This is a genomic window from Pseudomonas weihenstephanensis (assembly GCF_001043055.1).
Classification (GTDB): domain Bacteria; phylum Pseudomonadota; class Gammaproteobacteria; order Pseudomonadales; family Pseudomonadaceae; genus Aquipseudomonas; species Aquipseudomonas weihenstephanensis.
This window is the reverse complement of record NZ_JYLF01000005.1, coordinates 254,164-267,714: the sequence shown is the minus strand read 5'-3', so window position 1 is coordinate 267,714 and position 13,551 is coordinate 254,164. Positions and strand designations below refer to the sequence as shown.

Below are 13,551 nucleotides of genomic sequence, written 5' to 3'. Positions count from 1 at the left end.
GCCGGTTGAAGGCTGATCAGCTCAACTCGCTGACGTAAGTGCCGGTGCCGTTGAGGATGATGATCAGGGTTTGCTCGACGTCGGCCAGGCAAGAAGCATCGGTGTTGTGAGTGATTTCCAGATGATCATCGCCATTGAATACAGCCGTGTCCTCGGCGGCGACTTCGATCAGCAGGCGAGTCGGGCTTAGTGTCACTTTCACCCCGTCGAGCGACGAAAACTCTTCATTGAGGATGATATCCAGTTCATCTGCGTCCGGGTAGCGACTCATCACGAACATGTCGTTTGACGCGCTGGTACAAAAGAGCATTGCCATGTTGTCTTCTTCTTCATCGCATGGGGTGGCAGGCAAGTGGTCGGTGGTCATTTTCATGGGGCATTCCTGGCGCTGTGCGTGTGTAAAGCAATCAAACCGCGATTTTGCCAGCCTGCGCACTTTTGTGCTGATTTGAATGTCAAAGCAGGGCGTGCGGACGGCCTTGGCCGATCAGTCATTTTGGAGCCCGACAACAGATAAGCAGATTTTTCTGTGAGGATTTGTCGTTTCGCAGTGCTAGGGTTGTTCATTCACCGTGCATGAGGTTGCATCCCGATGACCGAATATGTCGCAGCACCGCAAGCAGTGCGCATAGCTCACTCGTTAAGCTGCATCCGGGATAGCTATCTCTAAAGGCACAGTCGGCCAGTCCGGCAGTCGTTTTTGTAGATACCCTTCCTGGAACGTGAATGTGACCCCTGGGTCGCGGCCAGCTTCACCTCCCTGTCACGCTGATGATTCACGGTCCATTGCCAATCGAAGGCCGTGCGCAGCACTGGCAGCTCCCCATGCGGGAATAGCACGCGACGCGTCTCTCAATAACAAGCCCAAGCGGAGTACCACAGATGGCGTTCTTCACCGCAGCCAGCAAGGCCGACTTCCAGCATCAACTGCAAGCGGCACTGGCCCAGCACATCAGTGAACAGGCACTGCCACAAGTGGCGCTGTTTGCTGAACAATTCTTCGGCATCATTTCTCTGGATGAACTCACGCAACGTCGCATGTCCGACCTCGCCGGCTGTACGCTGTCGGCCTGGCGCCTGCTTGAACGTTTCGATCCGACCCAGCCCCAAGTGCGGGTCTACAACCCCGATTATGAGCGCCATGGCTGGCAGTCGACCCACACGGCAGTTGAAGTGCTGCACCACGATTTGCCCTTTCTGGTGGACTCGGTGCGCACCGAGCTTAACCGTCGCGGCTACAGCATCCATACCTTGCAAACCACGGTGTTGAGCGTTCGCCGTGGCAGCAAGGGCGAATTGCTGGAAATACTGCCCAAGGGCACGCAGGGCGAAGGCATCTCGCAAGAGTCGCTGATGTATCTGGAGATTGATCGCTGCTCCAATACTGCTGAATTGAATGTCTTGAGCAAAGAACTGGAACAGGTTCTGGGTGAAGTGCGCATCGCGGTGGCCGATTTTGAGCCGATGAAAGCCAAAGTCCAAGCGCTGCTGTCGAGCATTGATAGCTGCCAGTACGCCGTGGCCGAAGATGAAAAAGCCGAGATCAAGAGTTTCCTGCAATGGTTGGTCGGCAACCATTTCACTTTTCTCGGTTATGAAGAATTTGTAGTACGCGACGAAGCGGATGGCGGGCATATCGAATATGACCCGAATTCGTTCCTCGGCCTGACCAAGCTGCTGCGCGCCGGGCTGACCCCTGAAGACCTGCGCATCGAAGATTACGCGGTGAGCTACCTGCGCGAACCGACGTTGTTGTCGTTTGCCAAAGCCGCGCACCCCAGTCGTGTACATCGCCCGGCATACCCGGATTATGTGTCGATCCGCCAGATCGATGCTGACGGCAACGTCGTGAAGGAATGTCGCTTCATGGGCCTCTACACCTCTTCGGTGTACGGCGAAAGCGTGCGTGAAATCCCGTATATCCGTCGCAAAGTGGCTGAAATAGAGCGTCGTTCGGGTTTCCAGCCCAAGGCACACTTGGGCAAAGAATTGGCGCAGGTAGTCGAAGTCCTGCCGCGCGACGACCTCTTCCAGACTCCGGTCGATGAGCTGTTCAGCACGGTGATGTCAATTGTGCAGATCCAGGAGCGCAACAAGATTCGCGTGTTCCTGCGCAAAGATCCGTATGGCCGTTTCTGCTACTGCCTGGCCTATGTGCCGCGGGATGTCTACTCCACTGAAGTACGGCAGAAAATCCAGCAAGTGCTGATGGACCGCCTGCAAGCATCGGACTGCGAATTCTGGACCTTCTTCTCGGAGTCGGTACTGGCGCGCGTGCAACTGATTCTGCGGGTCGATCCTAAAAACCGGATCGACATTGATCCGCTGTTGCTGGAAAAAGAAGTGATTCAAGCCTGCCGCAGCTGGCAGGACGATTACGCCAGCCTGGTGGTCGAAAGTTTCGGTGAAGCCAATGGCACCAAGGTGCTGACTGATTTCCCGAAAGGTTTCCCGGCAGGTTACCGCGAGCGCTTTGCCGCGCACTCGGCCGTGGTCGACATGCAACACCTGATGAGCCTCAGCGACAAGAACCCGCTGGTCATGAGCTTCTATCAGCCGCTGGGCCAGAGCGCCGGGCAAGAGCTGCACTGCAAGCTGTATCACGCCGATACGCCGTTGGCGCTGTCCGACGTGTTGCCGATTCTGGAAAACCTCGGTTTGCGCGTTCTGGGCGAGTTCCCGTACCGCCTGCGCCACGTCAATGGCCGTGAATTCTGGATCCATGATTTCGCCTTTACCGCGGGCGAAGGCTTGAATCTGGACATTCAGCAACTCAATGACACGCTGCAAGACGCGTTCGTGCACATCGTGAGTGGCGACGCGGAAAACGATGCGTTCAACCGTCTGGTGCTGACGGCCGGCCTGCCTTGGCGCGATGTCGCGTTGCTGCGAGCCTACGCGCGTTACCTCAAGCAAATCCGTCTGGGTTTCGATCTGGGCTATATCGCCAGCACGTTGAACAACCACACCGACATCGCTCGCGAGCTGACGCGGCTGTTCAAGACGCGCTTCTATCTGGCGCGCAAGCTCACGGGTGAAGACCTCGAAGACAAGCAGCAGCGTCTGGAGCAGGCGATTCTGACGGCGCTCGACGACGTTCAAGTGCTCAACGAAGACCGCATCCTGCGTCGCTACCTGGACCTCATCAAGGCCACGTTGCGCACCAACTTCTACCAGCCGGATACCAACGGTCAAAACCGTTCGTATTTCAGCTTCAAGTTCAATCCGCATTTGATTCCTGAACTGCCCAAGCCGGTGCCGAAGTTCGAAATCTTCGTTTATTCGCCACGGGTTGAAGGTGTGCACCTGCGCTTCGGTAACGTAGCGCGTGGCGGTTTGCGCTGGTCGGACCGTGAAGAAGACTTCCGTACGGAAGTGTTGGGCCTGGTTAAAGCCCAGCAGGTGAAGAACTCGGTCATTGTGCCCGTGGGCGCCAAAGGCGGGTTCGTACCGCGTCGCCTGCCTCTGGGCGGCGGTCGGGATGAGATTCAGGCTGAGGCGATTGCCTGCTACCGGATCTTTATTTCCGGTCTGCTGGACATCACCGACAACTTGAAAGACGGCGCGTTGGTGCCGCCTTTGAACGTGGTTCGCCATGATGACGATGACCCGTACCTGGTGGTAGCAGCCGACAAAGGCACTGCTACGTTCTCCGACATCGCCAACGGCATCGCGATCGACTACGGCTTCTGGCTGGGCGATGCGTTCGCCTCGGGCGGCTCGGCCGGTTATGACCACAAGAAAATGGGCATTACCGCCAAAGGTGCCTGGGTGGGCGTTCAGCGCCACTTTAAAGAGCGCGGGATTAACGTTCAGCAAGACAGCATCAGTGTGGTCGGCGTGGGCGACATGGCCGGTGACGTGTTTGGTAACGGTTTGTTGATGTCCGACACGCTGCAACTGGTAGCCGCCTTTAACCACCTGCACATCTTTATCGACCCTAACCCGCAGCCGGCCAACAGTTTTGCCGAGCGTCAACGCCTGTTCGACTTGCCGCGTTCGGCCTGGTCAGATTACGACACCAGCATCATGTCGGCAGGCGGCGGGATCTTCTCGCGTAGCGCGAAAAGCATCGCCATCTCGCCTGAGATGAAAGAGCGCTTTGCAATCACTGCCGACAAGTTGACCCCGACCGAACTGCTCAATGCCTTGCTTAAGGCGCCAGTCGACCTGTTGTGGAACGGCGGCATTGGCACATACGTCAAGGCCAGCAGCGAAAGCCATGCCGATGTAGGCGACAAGGCCAACGATGCGTTGCGCGTCAACGGTAACGAGCTGCGCTGCAAAGTGGTGGGCGAGGGTGGCAACCTGGGCATGACCCAGCTGGGGCGTGTTGAGTTCAACCTCAACGGCGGCGGTTCTAACACCGACTTCATCGACAACGCGGGCGGCGTGGACTGCTCTGACCACGAAGTGAATATCAAAATCCTGCTCAATGAAGTGGTGCAGGCGGGCGATATGACCGAGAAGCAGCGCAACCAGCTGCTGGGCAGCATGACTGACGAAGTCGGCGGCCTGGTCTTGGGCAACAACTATAAGCAGACGCAAGCCATCTCATTGGCGGCGCGACGTGCTTATGAGCGGATCGCTGAATACAAGCGTCTGATGAACGATCTGGAAGCCCGTGGCAAGCTTGACCGTGCCATTGAGTTCCTGCCATCTGAAGAGCAGCTCAACGAGCGCGTTGCAGCGGGCCACGGCCTGACCCGTGCCGAGTTGTCGGTGCTGATCTCGTACAGCAAGATTGATCTCAAGGAGGCGCTGCTCAACTCGCAGGTGCCCGATGATGATTACCTGACCCGTGACATGGAAACGGCGTTCCCGCCGATGCTGGTGAGCAAGTTCGCCGATGCCATGCGCCGTCACCGTTTGAAGCGCGAAATCGTCAGCACCCAGATCGCCAACGATCTGGTCAATCACATGGGCATCACCTTTGTCGAGCGGCTTAAAGAGTCGACCGGCATGAGTGCAGCCAATGTGGCGGGTGCTTATGTGATCGTGCGCGACATTTTCCATCTCCCGCACTGGTTCCGTCAGATCGAAGCGCTGGACTATCAAGTACCGGCTGAGATTCAGATGGCGCTGATGGATGAGCTGATGCGTTTGGGCCGCCGTGCAACCCGCTGGTTCTTGCGCAGCCGTCGTAATGAGCTGGATGCCGCGCGCGATGTAGCGCATTTCGGGCCGCACCTGGCTGCGCTAGGCCTAAAACTCGATGAATTGCTGGAAGGCCCGACGCGCGAGGGCTGGCAGACCCGTTACCAGGCTTACGTTGAAGCAGGCGTGCCAGAGCTGTTGGCGCGCATGGTGGCGGGCACTACGCACCTCTACACCCTGCTGCCGATTATCCAGGCATCAGACGTGACCGGGCAAAATGCGGCGGACGTGGCCAAGGCGTATTTCGCCGTGGGCAGTGCACTGGATTTGACCTGGTACTTGCAGCAGATCAGCAATCTGCCGGTCGAAAACAACTGGCAGGCGCTGGCTCGTGAAGCCTTCCGGGACGATATTGACTGGCAGCAGCGTGCGATTACTGTTTCGGTCTTGCAGATGACGGATGCTGGCGACAGCATCGAAGCGCGGCTGGCGCTGTGGCTTGAGCAGAATCAGTCGATGGTGGAGCGCTGGCGTTCCATGTTGGTGGACTTGCGTGCCGCCACAGGCAATGACTACGCGATGTATGCAGTCGCCAACCGTGAATTGCTGGACCTTGCAATGAGCGGCCAAACCGGTCTTTGATCGCCTGAGTGACAAAACAAAGCCCCGGCTCGGATGAGTCGGGGCTTTATTGTTTGCGAGGTGCGGTGAACTTAGATGCCCATGTTGCCCAAGGTCTGGACGATGTTACGCAGGATGCCGGCCAAGGTTGGATGGTTAAGTTCGAAGCGCTCTACCTCCAGGTTGACGCTGTCGGCAAGGTTGGTGTCGTTGGTTGCAGGCTCGAGGTTGAGCTGAGCCTCAATTTTCTGCGCCAGTTCGTTAAGGTGGACGCGTTCTTCTTGAGAAAGGGGCGGGTTCTGATCGATTTGCTCGCGCAGGGCGTCGAGTTGTTCTTGCAGTTCGCGGGCAGGCATAGCGTTCATCCTTTATTGAGAGGCTGTGAGATAGACCGTTGTAACGAACAAAAGGTCGATCAAGCGGGTCTTTAGATTAATCCACTGATGCCCGATTGGCATGATCTCCATCACATTCACAGGAAAACACTGTGTTCAGCGCGCTTTGCCCTTAGATATCTGGCAGTGAGCAGGGCATTTATCGGTGCACAAGTCGGTGCTGAACTCAGGATGTTTATTTTAGGGGGCTGTCTGTCTGGCAATTGCCGTTATACTACCGCCCAGAACCAGGGCATAGCGCCCGAGTATTAGTGCTACCAAGGAGTTTTTTGCTATGCGCTGGAATGATCGTCTCGCTCAACTGTGCCTCTTTGCCGGTGTGGCCATGTTGCCATTTGCCGCGAATGCAGCGACTGAAGATGACCCGTGGGAAGGCGTCAATCGTGTCATTTTCAAGTTCAACGACACGCTGGATACCTATGCCTTGAAGCCAATTGCCCAAGGCTATCAATTCATCACCCCGCAATTTCTTGAAGATGGCATTCACAACATGTACCGAAATATCGGTGACGTGCGCAACCTGGCCAACGACGTGTTGCAGGTCAAGCCACATGCTGCCGGTGTAGACACAGCGCGCGTGTTGATGAACACCATTATCGGTGTGGGCGGCTTTTTTGATGTTGGCACCAAGATGGGCCTGCAACGCAACGATGAAGACTTCGGTCAGACCTTGGGTCATTGGGGTGTACCAAGCGGTCCATATGTCGTGCTGCCGTTGCTGGGCCCAAGCACCGTGCGTGACGCGGTCGCCATTTACCCGGACACCTACGCCGAACCGTACCGTTACATGAATGACATCCCTGCGCGCAACATGGCGATCGGTATGGACGTGATCGACACGCGCGCCAGCTTGCTGTCGGCAGAAAAACTGATCACCGGTGACAAGTACGTGTTCATTCGCAACGCGTATCTGCAAAACCGTGAATTCAAAGTTAAAGACGGGCAGGTTGAAGACGACTTTTAAGCCGTTTTCACCGTCATTCTAAAAGGCCCTTCGGGGCCTTTTTCAGCTTCTTGACGTCGGTTTTAGTCACCGTTGGCAGGGTTCTTATAACCTTGGGGAATTTAACCTGTTGAGCGTTGCAGACCGCTATCGGGCTGAGCTTGAAACCCCCCGCGGATGGGAGTACCGTCTGCGCCTTACACACGCACCTTTGTAGGATTGAGCAATGCTCATTTTGAGTTTAGGGTGTTCAAACCTACATTCAGTCGTTAAGCCTTTTTTATCCGGGCTTATACGCCAACCTCATTCTGGCGCCGTTTGCCCACATGCCAAAAACCAGTGCCACGCTGCTGATCATTGATGACGACGAAGTCGTGCGCGCCAGTTTGGCGGCCTATCTGGAAGACAGCGGATTCAGCATCCTCCAGGCCAGCAACGGCTTGCAGGGCCTTCAGGTGTTTGAGCAAGAGCAGCCAGACCTGATCATCTGTGATCTGCGAATGCCGCAAATGGGTGGCCTGGAACTGATACGCCAGGTGACTCAGCAATCGGCCATGACGCCAGTGATCGTAATTTCTGGCGCGGGCGTCATGAGTGATGTGGTTGAAGCGCTGCGCTTGGGCGCGGCGGATTATTTGATCAAGCCACTCGAAGACCTGGCCGTGCTTGAACATTCCGTTCATCGGGCATTGGACCGGGCCAGATTGCTGCTTGAAAACCAGCGTTATCGCGACACGCTTGAGTCGACCAATCGCGAACTCGAAGCCAGCTTGCACTTGTTACAAGAAGATCAGAACGCTGGTCGCCAAGTTCAGATGAACATGCTGCCGCCCAGCCCCTGGTCGATCGATGCGTTCGACTTTGCGCATCAGATCATTCCTTCCTTGTATTTATCAGGCGATTTTGTCGATTACTTCCGGGTTGACGAGCGGCGTGTTGCCTTTTACCTGGCAGACGTTTCGGGTCATGGTGCTTCTTCTGCCTTTGTCACCGTGCTGCTCAAGTTCATGACCACGCGTTTGTTGTTTGAGTCCAAGCGCAACGGCACATTGCCGGAGTTCAAGCCATCAGAGGTGCTGGGGCATATCAATCGTGGGCTAATCAACTGCAAGCTCGGCAAGCATGTGACCATGGTGGGCGGTGTCATTGACGAAGAGGCCGGCACGCTCACCTATAGCATTGGCGGGCACCTGCCGTTGCCGGTGCTCTACACGCCCGACAGCGTTGCCTACTTGCAAGGTCGCGGATTGCCAGTAGGCTTGTTCAATGAGGCTACGTATGAAGATCATGTAATGACATTGCCGCACGTTTTCAGCCTTACGCTGATGTCGGACGGTATTTTGGATCTTTTGACCGAGCAGACGCTCAAAGAGAAAGAAGCCGCTTTGCCTCAATTGGTAAAAGCAGCGGGTGGCAGCCTGGACGGCCTGCGCCAAGTGTTTGGTTTAGCTACGCTCGGGGAGATGCCGGATGATATCGCCTTGTTAGTGTTAAGCAGGAATCTTAAATGAGTACCGGTAGAATTCAGTTCGCCGAACAGGATGGCACCTTCGTCCTGAAGTTTGTGGGTGAAGTGCGCCTGACCTTGTGTTCAGCACTGGACGCAACCATCGAGAGGATCTTCACGGCGCTGAATTTTTCGGCCATCGTGATCGACCTGACCGAGACGCGCAGCATAGACAGCACCACGCTGGGTTTATTGGCGAAACTGTCCATTTTGTCTCGCCAGAAAGTGGGCTTGTTGCCGACAGTGGTGACCACTCACGAAGACATCACGCGGCTGTTGCAATCAATGGGTTTCGATCAGGTTTTCAATATCATTGAAACGCCTTTGCCGTGCCCAGACTGCCTGACAGATCTACCTTCACAGGACCAGTCTGAAGAGATTGTGAAAGTCAAAGTGCTCGAAGCCCACAAAATATTGATGAGCCTTAACGATACCAATCGCGAAGCGTTCCATGATTTGGTCAATGCCCTCGAGCGACATTGATGCAAGTGCGCAAAAAAAGGAGCCGTCCTGTGCAGGAACGGCTCCTTTTTTTGTATCTAATCGTTTATCGGCCTTCCAGCAACTCACCTGCTTGATCAAGCAGCGCCAGTGGGTCTTGGGCTTTGTGAATATCCACAGACAACAACTGACGGAAACGACGGGCTCCAGGAAAGCCTTGGCCCAATCCTAAAATGTGTCGAGTGATGTGATGCATCGCACCACCTGCGCCGATATGCTCGGCGATGTAGGGTCGCAGCAAGGCTAATGCTTGAGCGCGGGTCACGACGGGCTGCGTGCAACCGAACACTCTTTGATCGACTTCGGCCAGAATGTACGGGTTGTGATAAGCCTCGCGTCCAAGCATCACGCCGTCAAAGACCTGCAAATGATCGATGCACTGATCAAGTGTCTTTATCCCGCCGTTGAGAATGATCTCCAGATCAGGGAAGTCGGTCTTCAACTGCGCCGCCACGTCGTAGCGCAAGGGTGGAATATCGCGATTCTCTTTAGGCGAAAGTCCTTCAAGAATGGCGATGCGGGCATGCACTGTAAAACTGTTGCAGCCAGCTTCGCGCACAGTTCCGACGAAATCACACAGCTGGGCATAACTATCGCGTCCGTTAATTCCGATACGGTGTTTAACCGTTACAGGGATAGACACAGCGTCGCGCATCGCCTTCACGCAATCGGCCACCAGCGCAGGATGAGCCATCAAACATGCGCCAATCATATTGTTTTGCACCCGATCACTCGGGCATCCGACGTTAAGATTGACCTCGTCATAACCTGCTTCCTGCGCCAAACGTGCACACGCCGCCAAATCGGTGGCAGTACTGCCGCCGAGTTGCAAAGCCAGTGGATGCTCAGACACGTCGTGACGTAAAAACCGCTCCGCATCGCCATGCAGGAGTGCGCCAGTGGTCACCATTTCGGTGTAAAGAAGAGCGTTTTTGGACAGAAGTCGCAAGAAGAAGCGACAGTGACGATCTGTCCAATCCATCATAGGTGCCACGCTAAAGCGTCTGGACACCGTAGAGCCTGTGTTTACGTGGGGTGTAGCTGAATTCTGTACCATTTTGCTCTACGTGTTTTAGGGGGGGTTAGGGCGTTTTTCAGGACTCGCGGGTACGAGGTACCACTTTAAAGCTGACGCGTACCACTTTTCCAAGGCAACTATTGATGGCAAGAAAACGGGCGAGTGGGGTTGTTACCACGACCGCGCAGATCCGCATTTGACGCAACGCAATGCAAGTCTACCAAGGCAGGCAGCTCATGCGAGGGTTAGCAAGTGTGAAGATGAGCCGGCAACGTCCATCAGATCAGTATCCAGCGGGTTTAAGCTTAGTCAGTGGTATCAAACGCATCATGGTATTTGACTGTTCCTACAGAGAGTTCACCTTCAAAGGTGATCGCTGTGTTGCTCTGTATGGCTGGAGTGTTCTTCGTTTAAAAAAGCGGCCTCAGTCAACTCGGTGATGGTGTCGATGTCGTCGCCTTGTTCACTGCGGATTGCAATACTCATTTTGATCCCTTTGCGCCTTTTAGAGCCGGTACATCACGTTTGTAAGCATGTTGGCAGAACAGGCTTATTGCGCTTGGGCACGGTTGCGGCCGACCCGCAGATTATGTGTGGTATTTGGCCTTTAGCCTGGGATGAACTTTTAAGGGGTCGTCTGTGGGCCATTCCCACTGGCTGTCCAATTCTTCTGCGACAGCTTCGTAAGGCAAGCCGCGGTGCAGGGCGCAATAAGTTTGCTTGGGTTCGAAAAACAATGTGGGCTGTTCCAGTGCTGTATCAGCCTGGGTAATCAGTGAAAGAGCTTCTTCAATTCCTGCAACGTTGATGGCGTTGTCTTTACCTGCCTGGAGGAACTTCAACAGAAATGTCACTTCAGCGTTCCTTGTCTATTGGAACTTCACTAAGAGGTGCCATGTTAATGACAGCTCTTAGCGTAGTCTCTTAGCGGAAGGTCTGTAGTGACACTCGGTGAAAGTCGAAGGGTTTAACTGCCTTTAGCGGTCACGATAGTCGCTACCAAGCGGGGCTGACAGTTGAGGTAGGCTGAGGACTGTAGCCAGCGCTGGTCGGGATACCAGGCAAACATGAACTGACCGTCCTTGAGTTTGTCTACCACTTGGCGTGCCACTTGCGGCCGTACGGCGGGGCAGCCCTGGCTGCGGCCGATACGGCCTTGGCGCTGGCTCCAGAGCGGGTTCACGTAGCTGGCCGCGTGTATCACGATGTCACGCTCACGGGCTCGATCGTTGATACCAGGCTCCAGGCCGTCCATGCGCAAGGAGTAGCCATGCGCGCCTTTATAGCTTTCCTGGGTACGGAACAGGCCCAGGCTAGACTGAAAGCTACCTTCTTTATTGGAGAATTGAGTCGCGAAGTTTTCACCTGAGTTTTGCCCGTGAGCAACCAGATCACGCAGTACCAGCGTTTTTTTGCGCAGATCGAATATCCACAAGCGGCGTGCTGTCGAGGGCTGGGAGTAGTCGATCACGGCCAGGTGTTGAGCTTGACTGGCGCCGTTGTTGACCGCGCATTGCATCGCACTGAGGGCACTTTTTAGTGCTTGGGGATTGAGTTCTGGTGCTGCCTGGGCGAGGCTGTTGAACAATACCGGTTTAGAGGGGCTGGCGGCGAACACGGGGCTACAGAGTGTGCCCAGAGTCGCAGCGGCCAGACAAAGCCGACGCAAAAAAAACAGCATAAGTTGAATATTCTCACTGTTGAATGGGCTCCTGACGCTTCGCGGGTAACGCGCAACGACTGTATAAAAGGCTGGCCTGAGTGCGACGGGTGATACGGTGCCCCATCTACCGGATGGCCATGGATTGGAGTAAAGCAGTTGATCAAAAAACACGCATGTTACTTGAGCCTTGCCTTGCTGGTAGCGCCATTGGTCGCGCTGGCGGATGAAGTGCCGGTTGATCCCGTCACGTTGTTGCAAGTGGCGCCCACAGAACTGGCCAAGGTTTGCCCGCAGTTGGCACCGCGCCTGACTGCGTCCACTCAGCCACTGTTGCAGGGATTTTACCAGGGCCAGAGTTATCAGCCGGTGTGGTCGGTCAACGGTCGCCTTTCTGCCTTGCAGGCCGCGTTGCCCCAGCTTGCGGATGATGGCCTCGACCCCGCGCACTACGCCTTGCCCAAAAACGAGGGCATGTGTGCCGACATCGACATCAGCCTGCACTACCTGCAAGCCCTGCACGACTTGCATTACGGTCGTCTAGACCCGTCGCGCTTCGAGCCGGTGTGGCACTCCAACGACGTTATGCCGGACCGCCAGGCGGCACTTCTTGCCCTTGCAGTGCCGGGTGTGCAGGACGTCGCCGATGCATTCAATCAGGCACGTCCAGCGCTTGAGCGTTATCAAAATTTGCGCAAGGTCTATGCACGTTTGCGCCAACAACCCTTGCCGACGTGGCCGGTTGTGGGCAGTGGCCCCCTGCTTAAACCCGGCATGCAGGATGCGCGGGTGCCGGTGTTGGCGCAGCGCATGCTCAGCGAAGGCTATTTAAGCGCATTACCCAACGTGAGTAACAACACCTACTCGCCTGAGTTGGCCGCTGCGGTGAAGAGTTTTCAACTGGATCATTCGCTGCAAGCCGATGGGGTCATCGGGCCGGGCACCTTGAAAGAGATGAACGTCAGCCCACAGATGCGGCGTGATCAGTTGCGTATCAACCTGGAGCGTTTTCGCTGGATGTCGCACGATTTCGAACCCACCAGTTTGTTGGTCAATGTGCCCGCGGCGCTGCTGATGGTCTATCAGAATGGGGTGCCGGTTTGGCAGACCCGAACGCAGGTGGGCAGGGCGGATCGACAAACACCCTTGTTGAAGTCGCGCGTCACGCGGTTGACGCTGAACCCGACATGGACCATTCCGCCGACCATTTTCAAACAGGACAAACTCCCGCAAATCCGCCGCGATCAGTCGTATCTGGCCCGCCATGATTTGCAAGTGCTCGACAGCAACGGGCAAGTGCTGGCCGCTCAGGATGTCAACTGGGATCGCCCCGGCAATATCTTGTTGCGCCAGGGTGCAGGCCCGCGCAATCCGCTGGGCAAAATTGTGGTGCGCTTCCCTAACCCGTTCTCGGTGTATTTACATGACACACCGAGCCAGGCGCTGTTCAGTAAAGGCCCACGCGCCTTTAGTTCAGGTTGCGTGCGGGTTGAGTCGGCTTTTGAGTTGCGGGACTGGCTGGTCAATCCTGCGGAAAAAACCCGCACCGAAGAATTGCTCAGTACCGGCCGCACTCATGAGTTTCGATTGGCACAACCCATGCCCATCTTGATGACTTACTGGACCGCACAAGCCGACAAGGACGGTAAAGTGTCCTTCGCCCCGGACATCTATGACCACGATCCAGCGCTGATTGCGGCGCTTGTCAGCAAGTCCCCAACCCCGTAGTCAGGGTTCGTGTTTGTAGCGGGGTGGCAGGCATCCCGGCTTTGAACCACTCAAGTCCCATGGCGCGCTTCAATTCACTTT

The 13,551-nt window shown here is 55.7% G+C and carries 11 protein-coding genes; 5 read left to right on the top strand and 6 right to left on the bottom strand.

Going from position 1 to position 13,551, the window contains the following annotated elements; translation table 11 throughout:
* Positions 1 to 16: 16 nt before the first annotated feature.
* Positions 17 to 373, bottom strand: a complete 357-nt coding sequence (locus TU86_RS14375; RefSeq protein ID WP_048364975.1) for a hypothetical protein — start codon at positions 371 to 373, stop codon at positions 17 to 19.
* A 509-nt stretch (positions 374 to 882) separates the two neighbouring features.
* Between TU86_RS14375 and TU86_RS14370 the strand changes: the two genes are divergently transcribed.
* Positions 883 to 5,739 (top strand): NAD-glutamate dehydrogenase, encoded by a 4,857-nt coding sequence (locus TU86_RS14370; protein WP_048364974.1) that lies wholly within the window; start codon positions 883 to 885, stop codon positions 5,737 to 5,739.
* Between the two features lie 71 nt (positions 5,740 to 5,810).
* On the opposite strand, the gene TU86_RS14365 is transcribed toward TU86_RS14370, so the two are convergent.
* A complete protein-coding gene (locus TU86_RS14365) occupies positions 5,811 to 6,074 on the bottom strand; it encodes a DUF4404 family protein (protein WP_048364973.1) in 264 nt (87 codons plus the stop codon).
* 313 nt (positions 6,075 to 6,387) lie between these two features.
* On the opposite strand from TU86_RS14365, the gene TU86_RS14360 reads away from it, so the two are divergent.
* The 3 genes from TU86_RS14360 (at position 6,388) to rssC (ending at position 9,046) form a co-directional block, all read left to right on the top strand.
* A complete protein-coding gene (locus TU86_RS14360; RefSeq protein WP_048364972.1) occupies positions 6,388 to 7,077 on the top strand; it encodes an MlaA family lipoprotein in 690 nt (229 codons plus the stop codon).
* Between the two features lie 305 nt (positions 7,078 to 7,382).
* A complete protein-coding gene (gene rssB / locus TU86_RS14355) occupies positions 7,383 to 8,567 on the top strand; it encodes a two-component system response regulator RssB (protein ID WP_048364971.1) in 1,185 nt (394 codons plus the stop codon).
* Complete coding sequence (gene rssC / locus TU86_RS14350; RefSeq protein WP_048364970.1) at positions 8,564 to 9,046, top strand: anti-sigma factor antagonist RssC; 483 nt, start codon at positions 8,564 to 8,566, stop codon at positions 9,044 to 9,046. Before rssB ends, rssC begins: the two co-directional genes overlap by 4 nt.
* A 64-nt stretch (positions 9,047 to 9,110) precedes the next feature.
* On the opposite strand, the gene dusA is transcribed toward rssC, so the two are convergent.
* The 4 genes from dusA to TU86_RS14335 all read right to left on the bottom strand — a co-directional run bounded on the left by dusA (position 9,111) and on the right by TU86_RS14335 (position 11,763).
* Entirely contained in the window at positions 9,111 to 10,121 is a 1,011-nt protein-coding gene (dusA, locus tag TU86_RS14345; RefSeq protein ID WP_048364969.1) for a tRNA dihydrouridine(20/20a) synthase DusA, read from the bottom strand.
* A 324-nt stretch (positions 10,122 to 10,445) separates the two neighbouring features.
* The gene (locus TU86_RS23500) at positions 10,446 to 10,568 is read right to left on the bottom strand and encodes a hypothetical protein (protein WP_275575764.1); all 123 of its coding nucleotides are present in this window, start codon (positions 10,566 to 10,568) and stop codon (positions 10,446 to 10,448) included.
* A gap of 101 nt (positions 10,569 to 10,669) precedes the next feature.
* Positions 10,670 to 10,936, bottom strand: coding sequence for a hypothetical protein (locus TU86_RS14340; RefSeq protein WP_048364968.1), 267 nt, complete (start codon positions 10,934 to 10,936; stop codon positions 10,670 to 10,672).
* Positions 10,937 to 11,049: 113 nt separating this feature from the next.
* The gene (locus TU86_RS14335) at positions 11,050 to 11,763 is read right to left on the bottom strand and encodes a murein L,D-transpeptidase catalytic domain family protein (RefSeq protein WP_048364967.1); all 714 of its coding nucleotides are present in this window, start codon (positions 11,761 to 11,763) and stop codon (positions 11,050 to 11,052) included.
* Positions 11,764 to 11,901: 138 nt separating this feature from the next.
* Between TU86_RS14335 and TU86_RS14330 the strand changes: the two genes are divergently transcribed.
* Positions 11,902 to 13,470, top strand: a complete 1,569-nt coding sequence (locus TU86_RS14330) for a L,D-transpeptidase family protein (protein ID WP_048364966.1) — start codon at positions 11,902 to 11,904, stop codon at positions 13,468 to 13,470.
* Positions 13,471 to 13,551: the final 81 nt, after the last annotated feature.

Coding starts and splice junctions, on each gene's coding strand:
- TU86_RS14335 (WP_048364967.1), bottom strand. CDS start 11,763: ATGCTGTTTTTTTTGCGTCGGCTTTGTCTGGCCGCTGCGACTCTGGGC.
- TU86_RS23500 (WP_275575764.1), bottom strand. CDS start 10,568: ATGAGTATTGCAATCCGCAGTGAACAAGGCGACGACATCGACACCATC.
- TU86_RS14370 (WP_048364974.1), top strand. CDS start 883: ATGGCGTTCTTCACCGCAGCCAGCAAGGCCGACTTCCAGCATCAACTG.
- rssC (WP_048364970.1), top strand. CDS start 8,564: ATGAGTACCGGTAGAATTCAGTTCGCCGAACAGGATGGCACCTTCGTC.
- TU86_RS14360 (WP_048364972.1), top strand. CDS start 6,388: ATGCGCTGGAATGATCGTCTCGCTCAACTGTGCCTCTTTGCCGGTGTG.
- dusA (WP_048364969.1), bottom strand. CDS start 10,121: ATGGTACAGAATTCAGCTACACCCCACGTAAACACAGGCTCTACGGTG.
- TU86_RS14365 (WP_048364973.1), bottom strand. CDS start 6,074: ATGCCTGCCCGCGAACTGCAAGAACAACTCGACGCCCTGCGCGAGCAA.
- rssB (WP_048364971.1), top strand. CDS start 7,383: ATGCCAAAAACCAGTGCCACGCTGCTGATCATTGATGACGACGAAGTC.
- TU86_RS14375 (WP_048364975.1), bottom strand. CDS start 373: ATGAAAATGACCACCGACCACTTGCCTGCCACCCCATGCGATGAAGAA.